This is a genomic window from Streptomyces sp. NPDC002835 (assembly GCF_053591995.1).
This window is the reverse complement of record NZ_JBSFUW010000026.1, coordinates 74766-97124: the sequence shown is the minus strand read 5'-3', so window position 1 is coordinate 97124 and position 22359 is coordinate 74766. Positions and strand designations below refer to the sequence as shown.

Annotated in this window: 19 protein-coding genes and 4 pseudogenes; 10 read left to right on the top strand and 13 right to left on the bottom strand. The window is 71.3% G+C overall.

The window, feature by feature from the left end; genetic code table 11:
- Window positions 1-11: 11 nt before the first annotated feature.
- Complete coding sequence (locus ACWD01_RS25370; protein WP_451165086.1) at window positions 12-389, bottom strand: hypothetical protein; 378 nt, start codon at window positions 387-389, stop codon at window positions 12-14.
- A 557-nt stretch (window positions 390-946) separates the two neighbouring features.
- On the opposite strand from ACWD01_RS25370, the gene ACWD01_RS25365 reads away from it, so the two are divergent.
- Window positions 947-2266 carry an ISL3 family transposase gene (locus tag ACWD01_RS25365; RefSeq protein ID WP_451165085.1) on the top strand — a complete coding sequence of 440 codons (1320 nt, stop codon included), beginning with the start codon at window positions 947-949 and terminating at the stop codon, window positions 2264-2266.
- A 344-nt stretch (window positions 2267-2610) separates the two neighbouring features.
- Here ACWD01_RS25365 and ACWD01_RS25360 read toward each other — a convergent pair whose 3' ends face one another.
- The 5 genes from ACWD01_RS25360 to ACWD01_RS25340 all read right to left on the bottom strand — a co-directional run bounded on the left by ACWD01_RS25360 (window position 2611) and on the right by ACWD01_RS25340 (window position 5311).
- Window positions 2611-2853 (bottom strand): hypothetical protein, encoded by a 243-nt coding sequence (locus ACWD01_RS25360; RefSeq protein ID WP_269730250.1) that lies wholly within the window; start codon window positions 2851-2853, stop codon window positions 2611-2613.
- Entirely contained in the window at window positions 2850-3803 is a 954-nt protein-coding gene (locus ACWD01_RS25355; protein WP_451165084.1) for a hypothetical protein, read from the bottom strand. Before ACWD01_RS25355 ends, ACWD01_RS25360 begins: the two co-directional genes overlap by 4 nt.
- A gap of 69 nt (window positions 3804-3872) precedes the next feature.
- Window positions 3873-4361, bottom strand: coding sequence for a hypothetical protein (locus tag ACWD01_RS25350; protein ID WP_451165083.1), 489 nt, complete (start codon window positions 4359-4361; stop codon window positions 3873-3875).
- A gap of 243 nt (window positions 4362-4604) precedes the next feature.
- Window positions 4605-4880 carry a molybdopterin cofactor-binding domain-containing protein gene (locus ACWD01_RS25345; RefSeq protein WP_451165082.1) on the bottom strand — a complete coding sequence of 92 codons (276 nt, stop codon included), beginning with the start codon at window positions 4878-4880 and terminating at the stop codon, window positions 4605-4607.
- Between the two features lie 203 nt (window positions 4881-5083).
- Window positions 5084-5311, bottom strand: coding sequence for a molybdopterin cofactor-binding domain-containing protein (locus tag ACWD01_RS25340; RefSeq protein ID WP_451165081.1), 228 nt, complete (start codon window positions 5309-5311; stop codon window positions 5084-5086).
- 118 nt (window positions 5312-5429) lie between these two features.
- On the opposite strand from ACWD01_RS25340, the pseudogene ACWD01_RS25335 reads away from it, so the two are divergent.
- A pseudogene (locus tag ACWD01_RS25335) lies at window positions 5430-5753 on the top strand (ROK family protein); the annotation flags it as partial.
- A 290-nt stretch (window positions 5754-6043) separates the two neighbouring features.
- Here the strand turns inward: ACWD01_RS25335 and ACWD01_RS25330 are convergent.
- A complete protein-coding gene (locus ACWD01_RS25330) occupies window positions 6044-7552 on the bottom strand; it encodes a DUF4246 domain-containing protein (RefSeq protein ID WP_451165080.1) in 1509 nt (502 codons plus the stop codon).
- Between the two features lie 154 nt (window positions 7553-7706).
- A pseudogene (locus ACWD01_RS25325) lies at window positions 7707-7928 on the bottom strand (TetR family transcriptional regulator); the annotation flags it as partial.
- 3 nt (window positions 7929-7931) lie between these two features.
- Here ACWD01_RS25325 and ACWD01_RS25320 point away from each other — a divergent pair.
- Window positions 7932-8162: pseudogene (locus ACWD01_RS25320) on the top strand (chlorophyllase); the annotation flags it as partial.
- Window positions 8163-8419: 257 nt separating this feature from the next.
- On the opposite strand, the gene fusA reads toward ACWD01_RS25320, so the two are convergent.
- Entirely contained in the window at window positions 8420-10546 is a 2127-nt protein-coding gene (gene fusA, locus ACWD01_RS25315) for an elongation factor G (protein WP_451165079.1), read from the bottom strand.
- 610 nt (window positions 10547-11156) lie between these two features.
- Here fusA and ACWD01_RS25310 point away from each other — a divergent pair.
- The 3 genes from ACWD01_RS25310 (at window position 11157) to ACWD01_RS25300 (ending at window position 15063) form a co-directional block, all read left to right on the top strand.
- Window positions 11157-12209, top strand: coding sequence for a PucR family transcriptional regulator (locus ACWD01_RS25310; protein ID WP_451165078.1), 1053 nt, complete (start codon window positions 11157-11159; stop codon window positions 12207-12209).
- Window positions 12210-12403: 194 nt separating this feature from the next.
- Window positions 12404-14089, top strand: a complete 1686-nt coding sequence (locus tag ACWD01_RS25305; RefSeq protein ID WP_356897775.1) for a ribonuclease J — start codon at window positions 12404-12406, stop codon at window positions 14087-14089.
- Window positions 14090-14349: 260 nt separating this feature from the next.
- Complete coding sequence (locus ACWD01_RS25300; RefSeq protein ID WP_451165077.1) at window positions 14350-15063, top strand: spermidine synthase; 714 nt, start codon at window positions 14350-14352, stop codon at window positions 15061-15063.
- Between the two features lie 61 nt (window positions 15064-15124).
- Here ACWD01_RS25300 and ACWD01_RS25295 read toward each other — a convergent pair.
- Window positions 15125-15393, bottom strand: a pseudogene (locus tag ACWD01_RS25295) (ATP-binding protein); the annotation flags it as partial.
- Window positions 15394-15563: 170 nt separating this feature from the next.
- On the opposite strand from ACWD01_RS25295, the gene ACWD01_RS25290 reads away from it, so the two are divergent.
- The 4 genes from ACWD01_RS25290 (at window position 15564) to argB (ending at window position 19303) form a co-directional block, all read left to right on the top strand.
- Window positions 15564-16277 carry a DUF2470 domain-containing protein gene (locus ACWD01_RS25290; RefSeq protein ID WP_451165076.1) on the top strand — a complete coding sequence of 238 codons (714 nt, stop codon included), beginning with the start codon at window positions 15564-15566 and terminating at the stop codon, window positions 16275-16277.
- 65 nt (window positions 16278-16342) lie between these two features.
- Window positions 16343-17080, top strand: a complete 738-nt coding sequence (locus ACWD01_RS25285; RefSeq protein ID WP_451165075.1) for a siderophore-interacting protein — start codon at window positions 16343-16345, stop codon at window positions 17078-17080.
- A gap of 211 nt (window positions 17081-17291) precedes the next feature.
- The gene (gene argC, locus ACWD01_RS25280) at window positions 17292-18329 is read left to right on the top strand and encodes an N-acetyl-gamma-glutamyl-phosphate reductase (protein ID WP_451165102.1); all 1038 of its coding nucleotides are present in this window, start codon (window positions 17292-17294) and stop codon (window positions 18327-18329) included.
- A 164-nt stretch (window positions 18330-18493) separates the two neighbouring features.
- On the top strand, window positions 18494-19303 hold the full coding sequence (argB, locus tag ACWD01_RS25275; RefSeq protein ID WP_451165101.1) for an acetylglutamate kinase: 810 nt from the start codon (window positions 18494-18496) through the stop codon (window positions 19301-19303).
- 91 nt (window positions 19304-19394) lie between these two features.
- Here the strand turns inward: argB and ACWD01_RS25270 are convergent, their stop codons facing one another.
- The 3 genes from ACWD01_RS25270 to ACWD01_RS25260 form a co-directional block, all read right to left on the bottom strand.
- Entirely contained in the window at window positions 19395-19928 is a 534-nt protein-coding gene (locus ACWD01_RS25270) for a GNAT family N-acetyltransferase (RefSeq protein WP_451165074.1), read from the bottom strand.
- An 88-nt stretch (window positions 19929-20016) separates the two neighbouring features.
- The gene (locus ACWD01_RS25265) at window positions 20017-20781 is read right to left on the bottom strand and encodes a 4'-phosphopantetheinyl transferase family protein (protein ID WP_451165073.1); all 765 of its coding nucleotides are present in this window, start codon (window positions 20779-20781) and stop codon (window positions 20017-20019) included.
- On the bottom strand, window positions 20778-22358 hold the full coding sequence (locus tag ACWD01_RS25260; protein ID WP_451165100.1) for an amidohydrolase: 1581 nt from the start codon (window positions 22356-22358) through the stop codon (window positions 20778-20780). Before ACWD01_RS25260 ends, ACWD01_RS25265 begins: the two co-directional genes overlap by 4 nt.
- Window position 22359 lies beyond the last annotated feature (1 nt).

The following is a 22359-nucleotide window of genomic DNA, read 5'->3' as shown; positions in this document are numbered from 1 at the left end:
CGCGGCGGCTGCTACTCCGGCTGCCGCTCCGGCGCGCCGTGGATCGGGGCCGTCTGCGGGGACGGCCCGTGGTGCGGAGCCTGTGCTCGGCCGAACCATTCGGTGAGCGCCGCGCCGCCTTGCAGGCCCAGGGCGAGGAACATCAGGGCCGGGAAGAGTGCGGGCAGGAAGAGGTCGGCGACCTCGCGAGGCACATCCGACAGCCGGACGACCGAGTGCAGCATGCCCCCGACGTACAGGACCAGCAGCGAGACGCCCTGGACCTGGGTCCGGGCACGGGTCCGGCGTCCCCGTGTCCACCGGGGCATCCAGCCGCGCATCGCGGCGACGGCGAGGGGCAGCACGGTCGTCGTGAGCAGTCCCATCCAGCACCAGAGGAAGATCTTCACCAGCGGCTCCTGTCAGGTGAAGTGAGGTTAGAGCCGCCGGCCGTCGGAGTCGATGCCGGACTCCGGCAACGAATCGCCGTCGCGGCAGCCGGTGCGCGCCCTGGATGTTCGCCGCCGGGCCCGACCCACCGCGTGAAGGGCCCCCGTAGGTGTGGTCGGTGACAATGCGCGGTCCGCGCCGCTCGTTTCCCGCTGGAACGGCCGCCTCCGCGAAAGAGGCCTGGAACTAAACTTTACTCAACTAAACCAGTTTACTAGACAACGTTGTCAGCTCCATGCACGGTGTCCCCCGCAGGGTGGGACCGATTTCTTCTGCCGGGAAAGGCTGACGCGATGGTTGTGTACGGAGCACTCGACATCGGCGGTACGAAGATCGCCGGAGCGCTCGTGGATACGCGGGTCTTCGATCTTGAGCGGTGCGCCTCGCCTGACACCCTGACTCTTCGTCACAGTAGGTGACCTGTGGGGGTCATTGGTGCCCCCTGATGCAAGGAGCCCGTGGTCCTGAGTGATCATTTCTGTTCTCTAGGCAGAACGATCATGTGGGAGCCACGGGCTTGGTCAACGATACGACGTTGCTGCTCGACCTCGACGGGGTGTCCGTCATACGGGTCGAGCGGCTTGAGGACGGCACCCGCCGGGTGCATCTGGCCACGGCGGAGGAAACGGCTCGCGCCTGCCCGGAGTGCGGGGCCTTCGCCTGGAAGGTGAAGGGCACAGCCCGGACCCGTCCGCGGGATCTTCCCTACGGGGAGCGCGGGCTGGTGCTGTTGTGGCACAAGCGCCGCTGGTGGTGCCGCGAGCCGAAGTGCCCGAGGAAGTCGTTTACCGAGAGCGTCGCCCAGATACCGGCCGGGGCGCGGATCACCGCCCGGCTGCGCCAGGCGGCCGGGCGCCGGGTGCGCGATGCCGGCTCCACGGTCATCCAGGCCGCCCGCGACCTGCATCTGTCCTGGCCGACGGTGATGGGTGCCTTCCGCATATCGGCGCGCGAGGTCGTCGACGCCCCGCTGCCCGAGGTGAAGGTACTCGGCGTCGACGAGACCCGGCGGGGCAGGACGAAGTGTGAGCAGGACCCCGAGTCCGGCAAGTGGCGCCTGACCCGGGATCGGTGGCACACCGGGTTCGTCGACGCGCTGGGCCACGGCGGGCTGCTCGGCCAGGTCGAGGGCCGCACCGTCGCCGACGTCCTGGCCTGGCTGTCCACCACGCCGCTGACCTGGCGCAAGAACATCACCCACGTCGCCATCGACATGTCGGCCACCTACCGCGCCGCGATCCGCACCGGCCTGCCCGACGCCACCGTCGTGGTCGACCCCTTCCACATTGTCCAGCTCGCCAACAAAATGCTCTCCACACTCAGGCGCCGCACCACCGCCGAGGCCCGCGGCCGACGCGGACGCGCCAGCGACCCGGAATGGAAGGCCAGACGACGTCTCCTGCGCAACCGCGAGGACCTCACCGATGAGCAGTTCGCAAAGATGTGGAACCCACTGCTGGACGAGGGGCAGATCGGGCAGACGCTGCTGACCGCGTGGATCGCGAAGGAGAGCCTGCGCAATCTCCTCGCCCTGGCCCGCACCAGCGCCGACCGACACCAAATCGGCCATGCCCGATGGAAGTTCCTCACCTGGTGCGCGGACTCGGACATCCCCGAGGTCGTCCGGCTGGCCGTGACCGTGGACCGGTGGTGGGCGGAGATCGCCGCATTCCTCGACACCGACCACAGCAACGCCAAGAGCGAGGGCATCAACCGCGTGATCAAGCTCGTCGCCCGCAACGCCTTCGGCTTCCGCAGCGCAGAGGACCAACGCCTACGCACGCGCTGCGTCACCACCCGCCGAGCCCGCGGACACCTCCGCACCGCTCAACATTGAAGACCCATCAACCCGCCGTGTCCGTGGCTGCGGACCGCTGGACGGAGCCGCGGGGAAACGGCGCGCGGGCCGATGCCGGTCCGGCGGGAGCGTACAGCGGTGCGCGGTCCATGGGCTGGGACTCCTGCCCAGGCGACGATGATCCGGTGCACCCATGCTGCGGCGGCGACACCGTCGGCGGCATGAGTACGACCTCCCATGTGCGGCGGGGCACGCACTCAGGCTTCTCGATGGCCCCGGCCGATGCGGGTGGCGGTGAACGCCTTCATGGCGTGAGCCGCCAAGTGGTCGATGACCAACCGCCGCAGACCACCGGGGCAGGAGAGGAGAGTCCTTCGCCGGGCTCAGTGTTCCTTCGCGTACGTCACGATCCACGCGACCGTGAGCGTCACTCCGAGCACACCCGCCGCGAAGAATCCGAGGACCGGCAGGATTCCGGATCCCTCGAGCAATCTTCTGACGGCGCCCGCGAAGCCGACCACCGAGGCGCCGATTCCGAGGAGGAATGTGCGATGCCCTCTGGGTTTCAGCCAGTTGGAGGAGAAAGGTCCGCGGTATGAGGTGGGTTTGTTGCTCGCGTGCTTCATTTGTTGTACTCCACCCGGCGCGGTGCATCGGGGGCGAGAATCTTTTCGTCGCCCGGCTCCTTGTTTGATCCCGGCGGGGTGTAATAGAAGTCGACCACGGTGGCCACGACCGCTACCGGTGCGCCGAATACCTTGCCGCCGAACTTGCCCAGTATGTTCACCGCGGACGGTTTACGGTGCAGCCCGCCGCCGCCGATGTTCTTCTCCAGGCCGCCGGCGACCAGGCCGGCAGATGCCGAGGGCGCACCACCCATGAAGTACTTCCAGCCCTTGTCCATGTCACCGCGCAGGAAGTACTCGCCACTGTTCATCCACGAGCGGTAGCTGAGGAATTCGGCCACCGGCTTGATGGTGCCGCTGCCCCACTTTGGCTCGGGCTGGTGTTTCAGCTCGTCCAGCCTCATTTGCGCTTCGTTGGCCGCGCCCGCCGCCGCGTCCTTCAGTGAGCCGTAGTGCAGGCTGTTGAATTCGCGGCTGTCCTTGGTGAGGTTCGCCAGGCCCCAGGCGCAGGCCGCGTCCGCGTCCACCGCGCGCTGGAGTACGGCCTCCATCCGTTTGAGGAGCGCCTCGGCCGCGCCTTCGTCGGCGTCGGAGTCCTCCCGGTAGCCGACGACACCGTCGGGGGCGATGGTGAGGCCCTTGGGCGGGTTCTCGTAGATCGTCTTCAGGTCGGCCTTGGCCTTGGTGAACGTACTGTGGGCGTCCTTGAGCAGATTGAGGATGCTCTCGGCTTGCGTCACCGCGTCCTGGAACTCGTACGCCGTCCTCGTCACGAACGGCTTGGTGACGTTGGCGTTCTCGCCCCTCCAGGCCGTCCCCTGTGCGTAGGTGCCCATGTCCCCGGCACCCTTGGCGAGTTCCTTGAGCTTCTTGAGCATGGCGACCCAGTCGTCGATCGCCTCGTCGAGCGGCTTCGTCTTCAGATTGAGAAGCTGCTGGAACACCAGCATGGGTACCTCGCCTAGCGACTAGAACCTGTACGCGGGTGGGGGGAAGGGGGGGCCGGGGAGTGTGGGGGATCAGATGATCGGGCCCTGAGGCTTCGTCACCGAAGGTGCGCCGGAGTCGGCGGGCTTCTCCTCGGGCACGTCGTAGTACTTGGAGATCTTTGACGCGCCGACCTGAGCGGCGACCCACTCGTCGTCCTTCTTCTTCGACGCCTTGGTGAAATCAAGATGGTTGGAGATGTGTGCGCAGGCGTCGAGCAGCGTCCCGACCTGCTTCTCCCACACCTTGGCCGCATCGGTCAGCGCCTTGCCGGTCTCGAAACCGTCCGCCGTCAGGCTCGTACCGGCGGCCTTGCTCGTGGTCTGGGCGTGTTTCCCGTCGGCCTTCAGGTTGTTGTGCAGCAGATAGGCAGAGTGGCCGATCTTGCCCAGCTCGTCGTCGTAGATGACGAGGTCGCCGTCGGACGGTGAAGGGTGCGGGTCCATCGTCGGCGCACCGTTCAGCTGCATACGGGCAGCGGCCGCCGCCTTGAGACCGGCCCACTCTTCTTCGAAAGACATGACCCTCCTGGCGACAGGATGTGACGTGCAAGGTACGATTATTGACCGATCTTGCCGCACGTCGCATCCACCAACCCGCGTCATACCCTTAGAAGTTGGACATATCCATCCGTCACAAGTCAGTGACAGCGACCGCCGCCTGCGGCCGGATGGGCAGCCGGTTGACCGGCCTGCCCGTGGCCGCGCGCACCGCGGAGGCCACCGCCGCCGGGGACGTCACCACCGGCACCGCACCCGCGGCCTTCACCCCGAAGGGCGGACGACATCCCGCTCCTCCACCAGTTTCACGATGCGGATGTCCGGGGCGTCCAGGAATGTGGGGAGGGCGTACCCGGTGAGGTCCGGGTGGCGGAGCAGGCCTCGGGTGGTGCGGAGGTTCTCCGTCAGGGCCGTGCCGACGCCCTGTATGATGCCCGCCTCGATGCGGTGGCCAGTTGGGCCGGATTCAGGACGCGGCCCATGTCCTGCCACCGCCATCTCGACCACGCGGATGGAGCCGATTTCGATGTCGACGTCCACCACCGCGCGGATCGCTCAGAAGGCCAGGCCCACGAAAGCGTCGCCCTGGCCCGCCTCGTCCAGTGGCTCCGTGGGGTGGGGCGGCACTGGGCCGTCGCCCACAGTTCCTTGCCGTCCATCGCCTCGGTGACCGTCGTGGAGAGCACGCCGTCGTACGAGGTGATCTTGCCGTCGGTGACCTGGAGAAGCTCCGTGGACATACCTCACTTGTGGGCCAGGGGCTGGAGGAGCTGGGTACGGACCATCTTGGCGGCCCGCTCGACCGCGCCGCCCGAGACCCAGGTGTGGCGGCCGTGGGCCGCCGGGCCCGCCGGGGGCTGGTCGGTGTCGACCGAGACCACTCGGACCTCGTCGATCCCCAGTGTCTCCTGGAGGTTCTGGCGGGGGAGCGTGGAGAAGCCCTGGCCGGTCTCCACCGCCGCGCAGATCACCGTCGCGATGCCGTCGTGGATCGGGGCGCGGGACGGCGAGGCCGGCCTCGGCGCCGATGGGGCCGGGTCACCGACTGTGACGAAGAGTCAGGGTGTCAGGCGAGGCGCACCGCTCAAGATCGAAGACCCGGATACGCGGGGCCGTCCTGTGGTCCGGGCGCAGCGGGCGACGCCCGCCCGGGAGTCGGCCGAGGTGCTGATGGGGGCCGTCACCGCCGTGCTCGACGAGCTGGCCTCGCACGCCGCGTGGGAGGCCCTGGCCTGCATGGGCGTCGCCAGCGCCGGGCCCGTGGACACGGTCGCCGGGACCGTCAGTCCGGTCAACATCCCGGAGTGGCGCGGCTTTCCGCTGGTGGAGCGGGTCGGCGGGCATCCGCGGATGCCCGCCGGCATCCGGCCGGTACTGGTCGGCGACGCCGTCGCCATGACCGCGGCCGAGCACTGTTCACTCACGCACGAAATCCTGGCACGGCCCATTTCCCGAGAGCAACGTGGAAACCCGCCGATGGCGCCTGTGACGAATACCTCCCGGGCTCGCCCCTCAGTGCTGTCTCACGCAATCAACTCCCCCCGATCGCCACGAACCAGCCGTCCGGACGAGCCAGTTCGCCGTCGGTACACAGCGCCTCGGCCGCTGTGCCCGTCCGGAGGCGGGCCCTGGTCGCGGCTTGTCTCCCGGATCAGCCGGCCGGAGGCAGCGGCCCCGTGCCGGCCGGCACGGGCAGAAGAGGTTCAGTGCTCGCAGAGGGAGAATTCTCGTTCGTAGAGCTGCTCGTTGTGTTCGTCGACGAAGAACTTGCGTTCCTGCATGAGTTGTTCGCGGTAGTTCTTGCCCTGTTCGAGCGTCATGGTCGAGGTGTCCGACCATGGTTGCTGCGGTGGTACATCGGATGTCGAGACGATCTTTTCCGACGGGTCCACCAGGAAGAACGCGAGTATTTTGCGATGTCCCGGGCGGATGGGGTCCGTGAGGCGGAATGAGCCGACGCGGTGCTGCAGGATGTTCGGGAACGCCAGGCAGCGGCCCGCCGGCGTGGATGTCGACCCCAGCGTCTGGTTCAGTGCGTCTTCGTCCTCCAGGCCGTAGACCTCCCGCACACCGGTGTCGTCGTTCTGTTCGTAGTGCGGGTCATTGAGTGCCGCCCGGAAACTCAGCCGACTTTCGGTGATGTTCTCGCTGTCCCAGTAGTAGATGCCGGTCGAGACGATCCGCTCGTTCAACATCCCCTCGACATGCCAGGAGCCGCCGGGGTACTCGGGCTTGTCCGGAGTGAGATGAATGGTGGCGAGCTTGACGATGACCTGGAGACGGCGGCCGCGCAGGTCGACCCGGGCGGATTCGTCGGGCAGCTCGGGCGAGGTGAAGGCCGGGGCGTCCGGGACGACCGGGCGGCGGTTCTCCCACCAGCCTTCCCAGGCCTCTCCCCACGCGGCGCGGGCTTCCTGGTAGGCCGCATCGTCACTGTAGGAGGCTCTGTCCGGATACTCCGGCTCCGAGTCGTACCACCCGTAGGGATCGGCCTCGATCCGCGGGGGCCGCGGGTGGCGCAGATCGGTGAGCACGTTCTCCAGCAACGGGCGGAAGCGTGCGAACAAGTCCGGCAGCACAGAGGCCAGTTCGCGATGAGTCTCGGGGTGGACGTTGTTGACGTACGAACGGAAGGTGACGTCGCCGTCGTCACTGACGTCGACGTCCGTGGGCAGCCACTGGAACTTCTCCGAGAATTCGTACTTCGAGTAGTGGTCCGTCGGGTTCTGCCAGGCCCGCTCGGGCGCGCCGCTCACGTCTCTCACCAGGCAGAACAGTGAGGGATGCACCAGATCCAGTACCTGGCCGTCGGATCCGGGATGCCAGTCCAGTTCTGCCTCGGGGACCTGCTCCAGAACCCGAACCGCCTCGCGCAGCCGGGTTCTGAGCTTGTCGTCGACCAGTGTGTCGGACTGCCATACCCCGTCGACGGCGGACACCTCGACGCCGGTTCGTCCGTCCCGCAGCGCGGCGTAATGCCGGAGTTCGGCAAGCACGTAACGAACCTGCGCCTCGGTGAGGCCCTGGACGAGCGCTTCTTGCGTCCACCTGGCGACGATGTCGGCATCGTTCATCTTGTCGGCCCACCCCGGCTTCGCCCGAATATGGGCGCTGCACTCCATCATCTGAAGCTCCCGCAGCGTTCGGGGTGTCGCGAACGAAATGGAACGGGAAGCATGGAAGGGCAGCGGGAAAGCAGACAGGCCGGTCAATTCTCTTGATCCTCACAGTCGGTGTGCGGTGGCGGGCAGGATACGTCAGCAGACTGACACCGCAGCGGTGGCGGTCCCTGTGTCATCGCTGGTCCGGGCGCCGGGACTTCGGCATGGTCGCGTGAGAGGGGCCGTCGCCCTGCGGGCGCCGCAGTCAGGACGGCCGGCGCAGTCCCGCGACGAGGAGTGCGGCCAGTCGGCGGGGGTCGTAGCGGGAGTCGCCCTCCGCGCCGATGCAGAGGTTTCCGATGCCGCGCATGAGGTGGTAGGCGTCGTTGTCGGAGCGGATCTCGCCGGACGCGGCCGCAGCCTCGAGGAGTTCGGTGCACACCGGCAGGAGGCGGTCGAGGAAGTAGGCGTGCAGCGTCTCGAAGCCGCCGGCGACAAGAGCCTGCTCACCCTGTTCGGCGCGGAACACTCGCTCGGCGGCATCCCCGGCCACGAGGTCGCAGAGACGACCGACGAGAGCCCGGCGCGCGTCGCCCTGATCCAGCAGCTCACCACGGCCTACCTGCGCAGCGCCCTCCACCCCGGGGACACGAGCTGGAAGACGGCCGTCACCGCGCTGGAGGCGGACCCCGACCCGCTGGGGAAGGTGCGGAGCAAGTAGCCCGTCTCCGGGACGAGACCGGCTACGAGGCCCGGGTACGAGGCCGCATACGACACCGAGCGCGCGGCCCGCTACTACATCGCGTGGCTGCGCGCGGGCAACAAGGGTTGAGTCGACTCCGCGGCCCGGCGCCTGCCTCGGGCACCCTGGCGCTTCCTCCCCTCCTGGCCCTGCGCGTCCGTGCCCGCCCGGTCGCCGGCCGGGCCGCCGGTGCGGGGCCGTCCCGTACAAGGACGGCCCCGCACCGTCGGTGGGTGCTACGGCGTCACCCCACCCGTCACCGACGCCGGCGCCGGGGCGTAGCCGGTGGGGCGGGTGGTGAAGGTGCCCCGGCCCTGGGTGCGGCTGCGCAGGCGGGAGGCGTAGCCGAAGAGTTCGGCCAGCGGCACGGTGGCCGTCAGCGTCGCCGTGCCGGACCGTACGCTCTGGCCGGTGACCCGGCCGCGGCGGGCCGCGAGGTCGCCGAGGATCGTGCCGACGGCGTCGTCCGGGACGGTGACCGTGACCTCGACGACCGGTTCCAGCAGTGCCGTCGCCGACGCACGCAGCGCCTCGCGCAGCCCGAGCCGGCCCGCCGTACGGAACGCCATCTCCGAGGAGTCCTTGGAGTGGGTCGCCCCGTCGGTCAGCGTCACGCGCACCCCGGTCACCGGGTGCCCGCCGAGGGGGCCCTCCGCGAGGGCGTCCCGGCAGCCGGCCTCCACCGCGCGGACGAACTCCTGCGGCACCCGCCCACCCGTGACGGTCGACGCGAACGCGAAGCCCTCCGCCCGGTCGTCGTCCGGGTCCAGCGGCCCGACGTCGAGGACGATGTGCGCGAACTGCCCCGCGCCGCCGTCCTGTTTGACGTGCCGGTGGACGAAACCGGACACGCCGCGGGTGACGGTCTCCCGGTACGACACCTGCGGACGGCCGACGCCGACCTCCAGCCCGTGGGCGCGGCGGATCTTCTCCACCGCGACCTCCAGGTGCAGTTCGCCCATGCCCGACAGCACCGTCTGACCGGTCTCGGGATCGGTCCGTACCGCGAGGGACGGGTCCTCCTCCACCAGCCGGGCGAGCGCCGTCGCCAGCCGGTCGGTGTCGAGCCGGCTGCGTGCCTCGACCGCCACGGTGACGACCGGAGCGGCCGCGGTGGGCGGTTCGAGGAGCAGCGGCGCGGCCGGTGCGCACAGCGTCGCGCCGGTACGGGCCGACTTGATCCCGATGACGGCGACGATGTCCCCGGCCTCCGCCCGGTCCACCTCGGCGTGCCGGTCGGCCTGAACGCGCAGGATCCGGCCGATGCGCTCCGAGCGGCGGCTTCCCGCGTCGAGCACGGCGTCCCCCTTCCGAATCGTTCCCGAGTACACGCGTACGTACGTCAGCCGGCCCGTGGCCGTCGAGTTCACCTTGAACACCAGCCCGGCGAACGGCGCTTCCGGATCGGCGGCCCGCTCCAGGTCCGCACCGCCTTCAGCGCCGCCCTCCGCACTCTCGTCGACGCCGCGGACCGGCGGCACGTCCAGCGGTGAGGGCAGATACGCCACGACGGCTTCGAGCAGTGGCTCGATGCCGCAGTCGCGGTAGGCCGCACCGCACAGCACCACGACGCCCTCCCCGCTGCGGGTCAGGTCGCGCAGCGCCGCCGTCAGGGTGGGCACGGTGAGCGCGGACCGCTCGCAGAACTCCTCCAGCGCGGCGGGGTGCAGTTCGGCGACCGTCTCCTCCAGCAGGCGGCGGCGCCGTTCGGCCTCCGCGCGCAGGGTGTCGGGCACCGGGCCCTCCTCGTACGTGTCGTGTCCCTTCCGCCAGATCAGGGCGCGCATCCGCACCAGGTCGACGACGCCGGTGAACTCGTCCTCCTGTCCCACGGGCAGCTGGACCACCAGGGGGAGCGTGTGCAGCCGTTCCCTGATCGAGCGCACGGCCGAGTCGAGGTCCGCGCCGGCCCGGTCCAGCTTGTTGACGAACGCGATCCGCGGCACGGCGTGCCGGTCCGCCTGCCGCCACACGGCCTCGCTCTGCGGTTCCACTCCGGCGACGGCGTCGAAGACCGCGACCGCGCCGTCGAGCACGCGCAGCGAGCGCTCGACCTCGTCGGCGAAGTCGACGTGGCCGGGGGTGTCGATCAGGTTGATCCGGTGGTCGTCCCAGACGCAGCTCACCGCCGCGGCGAAGATGGTGATGCCGCGATCGCGCTCCTGCGGGTCGAAGTCGGTGACGGTCGTGCCGTCGTGGACCTCGCCGCGTTTGTGGGTGGTGCCGGTGAGGTAGAGGATTCGTTCGGTCACGGTCGTCTTGCCGGCGTCGACATGGGCGAGGATGCCCAGGTTGCGGACGCGGCTCAGCGCGCTGGTGAACGTGGCGGAACGGTCGGATCGGTGTCGCGGGTCGGTACGCACGGCCCAGGGCCTTTCAAGGATGTCGAGAGAGCGGGGCAGCGCGATTCCCGGGGCGAACGGCCTGGTGGAGAGACTGCGCCGGCATCCGCCGCGGCACGGGCGCGCGTCACGGCGCACCCGGCCCCGGCGACCGGACGGTCGTCAGGGCGGGCCTGCGGGAAGCTGAGGCGGCGGACGGAAGGAGATCAGGCGTTCGTCGCGGGTGTCCGGTGGCGGCCGCGCAGCCGGCACCGGAAGGACGAGGACACCAGGATCACGTCGTAGCGTGACCGGGAAGCGGCGGCGGTGCTGGTACGCATGGCCGGGCTCCCCTCCGTGGTCGATGTGCGCCGCGGTGCCGTTCGTTCACACCGCGCGAGGTGAGTCTAGGGAGCGGGGCCGGGCCGAGGACACCGGTTTTCCACGGGAGTTGGCGGCGGGCCCCCGGCGACGCCCCCGGGGCCGTACCGTACGAGGTCGGGGTGGCGCGGCGCGGCCCGTACCGCTCACCACCTGCGACGCTCCCCTCCCCCGTCTGCCACCCTGGTGGGATCGCGTCGCGTCACAAGGGCGTCAGGGGCGCGTCGAGAAGACGGCATCACGAAGAATGCATGACGAACCGGGGGGCACGGTGGCAAGGCGGACGATTCCCGAGGAGTACCTGGCGGGGTACACGGAGATCCTGACCGAGGTCGCCGCGACCGGGCGGCGGCTCACCCGCGACGAGTTGCAGTCCCGGCGGGCGCTCGGCGAGCAGGCCGCGGAGGCCGGCCTGGGGCTGCGCGCGCTCGTCGTGCAGCATCTGGCCGCCACCCGGGCGGCCTGGCCGGGCGCCGCCGCGGACAGCGTGCTCGGGGCGGTGGAGCAGGCGATCGACGCGTTCGCCGAGGGGTACGAGCGGGCCCAGCGGCTGGCGGTGCGTCAGGAGGAGGCGGCCCGCCGGGAGTTCATCGACGACCTGCTCTACGGCGGCAGTGACCTGGGCCGTCTCGCCGAGCGCGCCGAGCGCTTCGGGCTGCGGCTCTCCCACGCCCACGCCGTCGCGGTGGCGGGCAACCTCGCCTCGTACGAGGAGACCGGCTCGGTGCTGCGGAAGGTGGAGCAGGCGGTGTACGCCCGTTTCGGTGACCGCCGCATCCTGCTGACCACCAAGGACGGCCGGCTCGTGTGCATCGCCCCCGGTGACGACGCCGACATCCTCACGTTCTTCGCCAAGCACGCCCACGCCGCCACCGACGGCGGTCAGGTCGCCGTCGGGCGCCCCCACCCCGGCCCCGGAGGGGTGGTCCACTCCTACGAGGAGGCGCTCAACGCCCTTGATCTGGCGCGGCGGATGCATCTCGACGACCCCGTCCTGCGCGCCGGGGACCTGCTGGTCTATCCGGTACTCACCCGTGACCGGGCCGCGATGGCCGATCTCGTCCACAACGTCCTCGGACCGCTGAAGACCACCCGCGGCGGGCCCGGGCCGCTGCTCGACACCCTCACGGCGTATTTCGACTCGGGCTGCGTCTCTGCGGAGGCGGCCCGGCGGCTGAATCTGAGCGTCCGGGCGCTGACGTACCGGCTGGCGCGGATCCACCAGGTCACGGGCTCCAATCCCACCGACCCGGTGCACCGCTACACTCTCCAGACGGCGGTGATCGGGGCCCGGCTCCTGGACTGGCCGTCGTCGGACTCGTGACGCGGCTGTCGGCGGACTCGTGACACCGCCGTCGCAGGACTGACGCGGCCGCCATCGGGCGTCACGCGCAGTGGCCGGACTCGTGACGCCGCGTGGCCGGATGCGTACCGTGACGGCCCCCGCGTCCGCGCGACCGGGGAACCACTGGATTGCGCCGTGGATCACCTGCGGCTTCTCTCGGGTAGCGTCGGCGTATGAGTCATCCACATCCCGAATTGAAAGCCGCCCCTCCGCTGCCCGCCGGAGGACTGAGGGTCGTCGCCCTGGGAGGTCTGGGCGAGATCGGCCGCAACATGACGGTGTTCGAGCACGCGGGCAAGCTGCTGATCGTCGACTGCGGTGTGCTGTTCCCCGAGGAGACACAGCCCGGGGTGGACGTGATCCTCCCCGACTTCACCTCGATCAGGGACCGCCTCGACGACATCGTGGCCGTCGTCCTGACCCACGGCCACGAGGACCACATCGGCGGCGTGCCGTATCTGCTGCGTGAGCGCAGGGACATTCCCGTCGTCGGCTCCAAGCTGACCCTGGCCTTCCTGGAGGCCAAGCTCAAGGAACACAACATCAAGCCCCGGACGGTACGGGTCCGCGAGGGCGACCGGCGGACGTTCGGCCCCTTCGACTGCGAGTTCGTCGCCGTCAACCACTCCATTCCGGACGGTCTCGCGGTCGCCATCCGCACGGGCGCCGGCATGGTGCTGCACACCGGCGACTTCAAGATGGACCAGTTCCCGCTGGACGACCGGATCACCGACCTGCGGGCCTTCGCCCGGCTCGGCGAGGAGGGTGTGGACCTGTTCCTCACCGACTCCACCAACGCCGAGGTCCCCGGCTTCACGACCTCCGAGCGCGAGCTGAACCCCGCGATCGAGCAGGTCCTGCGCACCTCCCCGAAGCGGGTCATCGTCTCCAGCTTCGCCAGCCATGTGCACCGCATCCAGCAGGTGCTGGACGCCGCGCACCAGCACGGGCGGAAGGTGGCCTTCGTGGGCCGCTCGATGGTCCGCAACATGGGCATCGCCCGCGAGCTGGGCTATCTGAACGTTCCCTCCGGCCTCGTCGTCGGGATGAAGGAACTGGAGAAGCTGCCGGAGCACAAGATCACGCTGGTGTGCACCGGCTCGCAGGGCGAGCCGATGGCCGCGCTCTCCCGGATGGCCAACCGCGACCACGTCATCCGCATCGGCAAGGGCGACACGGTGCTGCTCGCCAGCTCCCTGATCCCGGGCAACGAGAGCGCCATCTACCGGGTGATCAACGGCCTGACCCGCTGGGGCGCGAACGTCGTCCACAAGGGCAACGCCAAGGTCCACGTCTCCGGCCACGCCAGCGCCGGCGAGCTGGTCTACTGCTACAACATCGTCAAGCCCCGCAACGTCATGCCGGTGCACGGCGAGTGGAAGCACCTGCGCGCCAACGCCGACCTGGCCATCCGCACGGGCGTGGACCCGGACCGTGTGGTGATCGCCGAGGACGGCGTCGTCGTCGACCTGGTCGACGGGCGCGCCTCGATCACCGGCAAGGTGCCCGCGGGCAACGTCTACGTCGACGGCATGACCGTCGGCGGCGCCACCGAGGCGTCCCTGAAGGACCGCGTCACCCTCGCCGAGGAGGGTGTGGTGACGGTCGTCGCGATCGTGGACGCCGACACCGGGGCGCTCGCGGAGACGCCCGACTTCCTGGCCCGTGGTTTCGTCCACGACGACTCCACCTTCGAGCCGGTCATCCCGGTGATCGAGAAGACCCTGGCCAAGGCCGCCGAGGAAGGCGTCGGCGACGCGCACCAGCTCGAGCAGCTCATCGCCCGGGCGGTCGCCAACTGGGCGTTCCGCACCTACCGCCGCAAGCCCCTGATCATCCCCGTCATCATCGACGCCTGACCAGGGCCGGCACCGGCCGGGCGGGGACGTCGGTGACGCCCCGGCCCTCCGGCCGTTGCCCCGGGTCTCCCCCGCTCCGCCTCTTCCCGTAACCGGGGCTCCGTCCCACCCCCGTGGGGCCGCAGCCCCGGTCGGCGCCGCCGCTGCTCTGCGGCGGCCCGTGTCGGCCCGCATCGGCCCGTATCACGTGCGGGCATGACCCCGGTTCGGGTGATGCGGAGCGTCACGTGCGGCAGCTACGAACAAGGAACGGAGCAGAAATGAGCGCGCGGTTCGCCGAGCTCGACTGGAAGCCGACACCGATGGGCGACATCTGTCTGCGGCGTCGACGGGACCCGGGGTCGGGTGAGGACGTGTACGAGGTGAAACTCGGCGACGAGTACCTCATGTCCAGCCTCTTCACGGCGGGCGAGATCGCTCTCGCCCGCCTCGGCCTCGCCGCTCTGCCGGACACCGGACTGGACGTGGCCGTCGGCGGTCTCGGCCTCGGATACACCGCACGGGCCACCCTCGACGACCCCCGGGTGCGCTCGCTGATCGTGGTCGACGCGCTCGCCGAGGTCATCGACTGGCACGAGCGCGGGCTCGTACCGCTGGGCCCCGGCCTGGTGTCCGACCCGCGCTGCCGGCTCGTCCACGGCGACTTCTTCGCCGGCGTCGCCGAGGGCGGCGCCCTCGACCCGCAGGACCCGGACCGCCTCTTCCACGCGATCCTGCTCGACATCGACCACTCGCCCCGCCAGGTCCTGCACCCCCGTCACGAGGCGCTCTACCGGCCTGCCGGGATGCGCGCCCTTGCCGAGCGACTGCGGCCGGGCGGCGTCTTCGCCCTGTGGTCCAACGACCCGCCCGAGGACGGCTTCAGCGCCGTGCTGGCGGAGACGTTCGCCGAGTCCGAGGCCCATGTCGTCCACTTCGACAACCCGCTGCAGAACGGCACGGCCACCAACACGGTCTACGTCGCCCGTAAGTGACCCGCGGCGGCTCAGTCGGCTCCGCTGTGCGTTCAGGACGGGCCCGGCCGTGCGGCGACCGATGGGTGTCGGACACCTCGCTCCGGACGACGCCGCGGACGGGCTCCTCGGCGAGGAACAGGGCGAAGTCCCGGCCGGGTACGCGGCCGTGGAGCACGGCGTTGGCGGCGAGTTCGGCGACGACCAGCGTGACCGTCTCGTACGCCGCCGTGCCGTACGGGTGCCCTCGGCGAGCTGGTGCGCGGCCGGCAGCCGGGCAAGACGCGCTCCGCGCCGGGTGGCGGAGAAGCGCTGCGCGAACGTGCGGCGGGGGGTGGGGAGCCACCTCACCGTGTCACCCGACGCCTGGGCGGCGTTCAGACCCCTCGCGGCCGGGGCGCACGGCTGACCGGGTCGGGCAGGGACTCCCGTAGCAGCGTAAGTTAGGTTAGCCTTACCTCAATCGAGGAGGCTGATCCCTGGCCCCTGCCCGGAGTCGCCACGTCCCGCGAGGAGTTGCCTTGAGTGCCGCCGCAGACACAGCCCTGCCCGAGCAGACCCCGGCGGAGCACGTCCGGTCCGTACTGGCCCGGGCGGTGTCTCTGTCGCTCACCACGGAGGGGCAGGCGTACGACCTGATCGGGATGCACTCCGTGGGCGGCAAGGGGCGGATCACGCTGCGTCCCGGCGAGGACAGCCCGTTGGCCGCTCAGGCCGCCGTCGCGCCGCGCGGCAGCCTCGCCGCCCTGCTGGAGTTCACCGACATCGCGCCCACCGCGCTGCGTGACCGCGTACGGGCGAGGGTGACGATCTCCGGCTGGCTCGCCCCGGTGGGCGACGACGCGCTCCGGCTCGACCTGGCGCGCGTCACGTTGCGGACCGCCGCGGGGAGTCAGGACGTCGGGCTCGACGAGTTCGCTCTCGCCGAGCCCGATCCGCTCGCCGGCGAGGAGGCCGCGATGCTGACGCATCTCGCCCACTCGCACGAGGACATGGTCGCGGACCTCGTCGCCCGCGCCGGGTCGCGGCTGCCGCGCGGCGTGGTGCGGGTCCTGCCGCTCGCCGTGGACCAGTACGGCATCGCCCTGCGCTGCGAGTACCGCCAAGGCCACTGCGATCTGCGCCTGCTGTTCCCGGCCACGGCCCGGGACGCCGCCGAGGCCGGGGAGCAGGTCAGGCAGCTCCTCACGGCGCCGCGCTGTACCCACCACCGGCACCCGTCCGCCCGCCCCTGACCCCGGCGTCGCGAACCACACGAAACCGAATCGACGCGTCTCCGCGCGCGGCCAGGGGGCAGACCATGGGACACGGCTGGCAGGGCGTCGCCCTGAAACTCTTGCGAGGCCGGGACTTCACCTTCACCGTGCGCTCGAACGAACGGGTCTCCGAGCATCTGCACCGGCTGACGTTCACCGACGGCGGGATGCTGAGCGTCACCGGCACGCATCCCACGATGTGGGTGCGTCTCTGGTTCGACGACGACGGGCGTCCGCATCAGCGGGCCTACACCCTGGTGGACCCGGACCCCGCCGCCGGCACCTTCGGCATGGAGTTCGTCCTGCATCCGGGGCGGGCGAGCGACTGGGCGCGCGCCGCCCGGCCCGGCGACAGGATCGACGCCACCGTCCAGGGCACCGGGTTCACCGTGCCGGACCCCCCGCCGTCGCGGCTGCTCGTGGTCGGCGATCCGGCGTCGCGGCCGGCCATCAACTCCCTGCTGGCGTCGATGCCGTTGACCCCGGCCACCATCTGGTTCGAGACCTCGGACCGGACGGACCCCACGGACCCCTCGGACGCGGACGGCATCGCCGATCAGGGCACCCCCGGCCGCCAGGTCGTCCGCGTCCCCCGGCGCGACGGCGGGGCCGCTCTGGTCGAGACCGTGCGGTCGAGCCTGCCGGAGCAACTGGACGCCGGCTCCTACGTGTGGATCGCCTGCGACACCGCGACGACCCGTACGCTCGCCGCCTTCGCGCGCAAGCAACTCGACGTCCCCAAGGAGCGGTTGCACGCGCTCGGCTACTGGCGGGACGCCTGATCCGAGCCACCACAGGCGCAGATTTAGGTTAGGCTACCCTAAACACGCCGGGCCGTGACCGAGGCCCGCCGCGCGGCTCCTGATCGACAGGGCGCCGCCAGACGTTCGCCGGGACGCGTGACCGAGTCCCCGTGGCGGCAACCCTGCGGCGCCCACCCTGTGACGTGCGCGCACGTACCGAGAGAGCATGGACCGAGAGAGACGGACGAACATGACCGTAAGGGTCGCGGTGGCCGGTGCCAGCGGCTACGCGGGCGGGGAACTCCTCCGCCTGCTGCTGTCGCATCCCGGCGTGGAGATCGGCGCGCTGACCGCGCACAGCAGCGCGGGCCGGCCACTCGGGTCCGTACAGCCGCAGCTGGCCGCGCTCGCGGACCGGGTACTCGCAGAGACCTCGGCGGCGGTTCTGCGCGGGCACGACGTCGTCTTCCTGGCCCTGCCGCACGGGCAGTCGGCCGCGCCGGCACGGGAGTTGGACCCCGGCACGCTGATCGTGGACTGCGGCGCGGACTTCCGGCTGCGCGACCCGGCGGCCTGGGAGCGCTTCTACGGCTCCGCGCACGCCGGGACCTGGCCGTACGGACTCCCCGAACTCCCCGGCGCGCGCGACGAGTTGCGGGGAGCATCCCGGATCGCCGTGCCCGGCTGCTACCCCACCGCCGTCACGCTCGCACTGTTCCCCGCCTACGCGGCCCGGCTGGTCGAGCCGGAGGCCGTGATCGTCGCGGCCAGCGGTGCGTCGGGCGCCGGGCGGGCGCTCAAGCCGCAACTGCTCGGCGCAGAGGTGATGGGCGCCATGAGCCCGTACGGGGTCGGCGGCGGCCACCGGCACACACCCGAGCTGACGCAGAACCTGTCCCGCGTGGCGGGCGAGCACGTCACGGTCTCCTTCACCCCGACGCTGGCGCCCATGCCCCGGGGCATCCTCGCCACCTGTTCCGCACGCCTCCGCCCGGACGCACTCCGGGGCGGGGAGGACGAGGTGCGCACGGCGTACGAATCCGCCTACACCGAGGAGCCGTTCGTACGGATGCTGCCGCCCGGACAGTGGCCCTCGACGGCCGCCGTGCTCGGCTCCAACACCGTCCAGGTGCAGATCGCCGTGGATCCGGACGCCGGCCGGCTGATCTGCGTGAGCGCCGTCGACAACCTGACGAAGGGCACCGCGGGCGGCGCGGTGCAGAGCATGAACGTCGCCCTCGGCCTGCCCGAACAACTGGGCCTGCCCGTGAATGGAGTGGCCCCGTGAGCCTGACCGCTGCCCGTGGATCGCTGGCGAGCGGTACGGCCGCCGACGACGAGGCGGCCGATGCGGCCGCCGACTGCCTGCCGGACACCCTGACGGCCGGCGGCCTGCCCTGGCTGGAGGAGCTCCAGGGCCGGACCGTCGTCGTCAAGTTCGGCGGCAACGCCATGGTGGACCCCGACCTCCACCGGACGTTCGCCCAGGACGTCGTGGAGCTGTGGCACGCGGGCCTGCGCCCGGTCGTCGTGCACGGCGGCGGACCGCAGATCAGCGCCATGCTCGACCGCCTGGACCTGGAGGTCCGCTTCGAGGCGGGGCTGCGGGTGACCACACCGGAGACCATGGACGTGGTCCGCATGGTGCTGACCGGCCAGGTCCAGCGCGAACTCGTCGGCGCGCTCAACGCCCACGGCCCCTTCGCGGTGGGGATGTCGGGCGAGGACGCGCACACCATGACCGCCGTCCGGCGCCCGGCATGGGTGGACGGCCGGGCGGTGGACATCGGTCTCGTCGGCGAGGTCGTGGCCGTGGACCCCGGGACCGTGCGCACCCTGCTGGAGGAGGGCCGCATCCCCGTGATCTCGCCCGTCGCACGCGGCGCGGACGGGGAGGTCTACAACGTCAACGCCGATCTCGCGGCGTCCGCGCTGGCCGTCGCCCTCGGGGCGGAACGGCTGGTGGTGCTGACCGACGTCGAGGGGCTGTACGCCGACTGGCCGCGCAGCACCGAGGTGATCGACCGCCTGACGGCCGGTGAACTGGCCGCCCTGCTGCCGGGGTTGGCGAGCGGCATGCTCCCGAAGATGGAGGGCTGTCTGCGGGCCGTACGGGCGGGTGTCCGCAGGGCCAGGGTCATCGACGGCCGGGTGCCGCACGCACTGGTGCGCGGCGTCTTCGCCGAGGACGGCCCGGGCACGACGGTGATCCCGGACCCCCTACCGGGGGAGCCCGGGCCGGAGGGCGAAGGCGGCGCGTAAACCGGTGCCGTAAGCGGACGCTCCACAAGTTCCACGAGGGCGGGCCCGGAAGCCGTATCGGCTCCCGGGCCCGCCCTTCACATCGCCCGGCTCACAGCACACGGGCCAGCACCCGCGCGTTGCGGCGCGGGTCCAGGGACTGCGCCCAGGCCGCGGGGGCCAGGCTCGGGCTGGCCGGTGCGAAGCCCTGCCGGAGGAAGAGGTGCCCGCTGCCGGTCGTCGCCGTGAACACGGTCCGCAGCGACTGGTTCCGTGCCCTCGCCAGCGCGGAGTGCAGCAGGCGGACCCCCATGCCGCAGCCCTGCCGGTGCCCGGCGACGCAGAAGTTGTAGAGGACGCCGGTGACGGGCGGCCCCGCGGACGGCTCCGCAGGGTGGACGCTCAGCCCGAGGCACCCTTCGAGCGTGCCGTCGGGTGCCTCGGCGACGAGGAAATCCGGTGCCTGGGAGGCGTATTGGGCCCGTGGGCGCTCACGCAGCGCTCCCGAGCGTACGAACGGCCGCGAGAGGGCGACCAGCGCGTCGGCATCGCCGGGACGTGCGGGCCGGACGGAGAACGGGGGGAAGCCGGTCGGTGGGAGCGCGCGGTGCGGCAGGGCGGCGGGGCGCGGCGTGGCCGTGATCAAGGCATTCCTTCCTCGGTTCCACCGTGCGGGAAGGCGGTTGAATCGCCGCGTGACCCCGATGGAACGCTCAGAGCAAGGTTAGCCTTACCTAACTCGATCTCCAAGTCGCCTGATCGCGGCCGTCCTCCGTACGGAGCGCACAGGCCGCCGCGTACCCCGGAAGGGCCTGCACGTCGGTGACCGACCAGCCGGGTACGGCCGCCGGGACGTCCCCCGTACCCACGTAGGTGACCGACGGGTTCTCGCCGAGGCCGATGCCGACGCCCTTGAGGTACGCCTCCTTCCGGGCCCAGCAGCGCCCGAACGCGGCGGGACGGGCCGCGCGCGGCAGCGCCGCCAGTTCGGCGCGCTCGGTGGCGTGCAGCATCTGCCCCACCTCGGCCGCCACGTCCTCGCTCGGCCACTCCTCGACGTCGACGCCGACCGGCGTGTCAGCGAAGGCCAGCAGGACGGCGTCGGCGGCGTGCGACAGGGAGAAGTGGAGCGGTGCGGGCCGGGCGCCGGCCACCGCCGGACGGCCGTGCGGCTCACCGCAACCGGGGCACGGCTCCCGCTCCAGCCGCACCGCCGCCGGGTCGTATGCCAGGTAGCCGCCCAGGAGTTGACGGAGCGCCACATGGGCGACCCGGTACCGGTCCCGGTCGGCGGTCCGCGCGAAGCTGCGGTACCGGTCCCGCTCACCGGCGTCGAGCAGCGTGTGCAGCGAGCCGGCCCGGGTCGCGTACTCACTGACCCGTACGCTCCACAGTCTGGCGCCCTGCCCGCCCGGCCACCCCGTCGGCAGGGGGTCGGTACCCAGGCGCGCCGGAACGGTCAACGCCCGCACGCCGAGGCCCCGGTGGTCGTCGCTCACAGCTTCCGGCCCTCCGTCGCCTCGCGTCCGTCCACGAACGTCGCCAGAACCTCGATGTCCCCGATGCGGGACGGGTCGACGGCGCGCGGATCGTCACCGAGCACGACGAGGTCGGCGCGCCTGCCCGGGCCGAGGCTGCCCGCCGTGTCGTCCCACCGGCAGGCGTACGCGCCGCCGACCGTGTAGGCGCGCAGCGCCTCTTCGACGGTGATCGACTCGTCGGGGCCGATCAGCGCGCCCGAGACGGAGGCCCGCTCGACCATGAACTGGACGGCCCGCAGCGGCGATCCGTCGGTGACGGGCCGGTCGGAGCTGCCGACGAGCGTGACCCCGTGGTCGAGGAAGCCCCGGCCCCGGTACATCCACGGCGCCCGGCGCGGGCCCATGATCGTCGCGTAGTCGTCGCCGAAGTAGCGCAGGAAGTTGGGCTGGACCACGGCGCTGAGCCCGAGCCGCGCGAAGCGCGTGAGCTGGTCGGGCCGGATCAGCCCGGCGTGCTCGACACGGTGCCGCGCGTCGGGCCGGGAGCGCAGCGCCTGCGCCCGTTCCAGGGCGTCCAGCGCGAGGTCCGCGGCCCGGTCGCCGATGGCGTGGACGGCGAGCTGCCAGCCGGCGAGATGGCCGTCCACGATGAGGGACGCGAGGCGCTCCGGGTCGTCCTGGAGCTCTCCGGTCCCGGTGGTGCCCTCATACGGCTCCGTGAGGGCGGCCGTGCGCGCCATCATGCCGCCGTCGGTGTAGATCTTGAGCGCGCCGACGGACAGCCAGTCGTCGCCGAACCCGGTGCGCAGTCCGAGGTCCATCGCGCGCGGTATGCCGTCGTGTTCGTGCGCGTCGAGCGGGCGGAGGACGCCGCCCCCCGGCATGAGCTGGACCCGCAGCGGCAGCCGGCCCCGGTCGCGCAGGAGTTGGTACGCGCCGAGCTCGACAGGGCTGTGCCCGAGCAGGCCGCCGCCGATGCCGGCCTCGGCGCAGGCCGTGATCCCCTCGGCGAGGCAGACCCGGCCGGCGTGTTCGATCGCGTCGGCGAGCTCCTCCTGCGCGTACGGGAGGCGCAGCCGGCGTACGGCGCCCATCGCACTCTCCACGAGGAGGCCGTCCTCGTGGGGGACGCCGGGCGGGAGCACGTCCAGGACGGCGCTGTTGACCACGCAGGCGTGGCCGGAGTCGTGCATCAGGAAGATGCGGCGGCCGTGGCTGACCCGGTCCAGTTCGGCCGCGGTCAGATGGCGTCCGAGGGCCCGCTGGTCGTAGCCGCCGATGTCCAGCCAGCCGCCGGGTACGCCGCCCAGGGAGGCCGCCTCCCCGACGGCGGCGAGGGCGTCCTCGACCCGCTCGCAGCCGGCGATGCTCGGCGAGTTCGCCTTCAGCCCCGCCCACGCCAAGTGGACATGGCTGTCGATGAAACCGGGCAGCACGGTGGCGCCCTGGAGGTCGATCACCTCGCGTGCGGGCAGACCGGCCACGGCGTCGTCCAGACCCACGACCCGTCCGTGCCAGATGCCCAGTTCGCGGGCGACCGGACGGTCCGGGTCCATGGTGAGGATGCGCGCGTTGGTCAGCCTGGTGCACAGCATC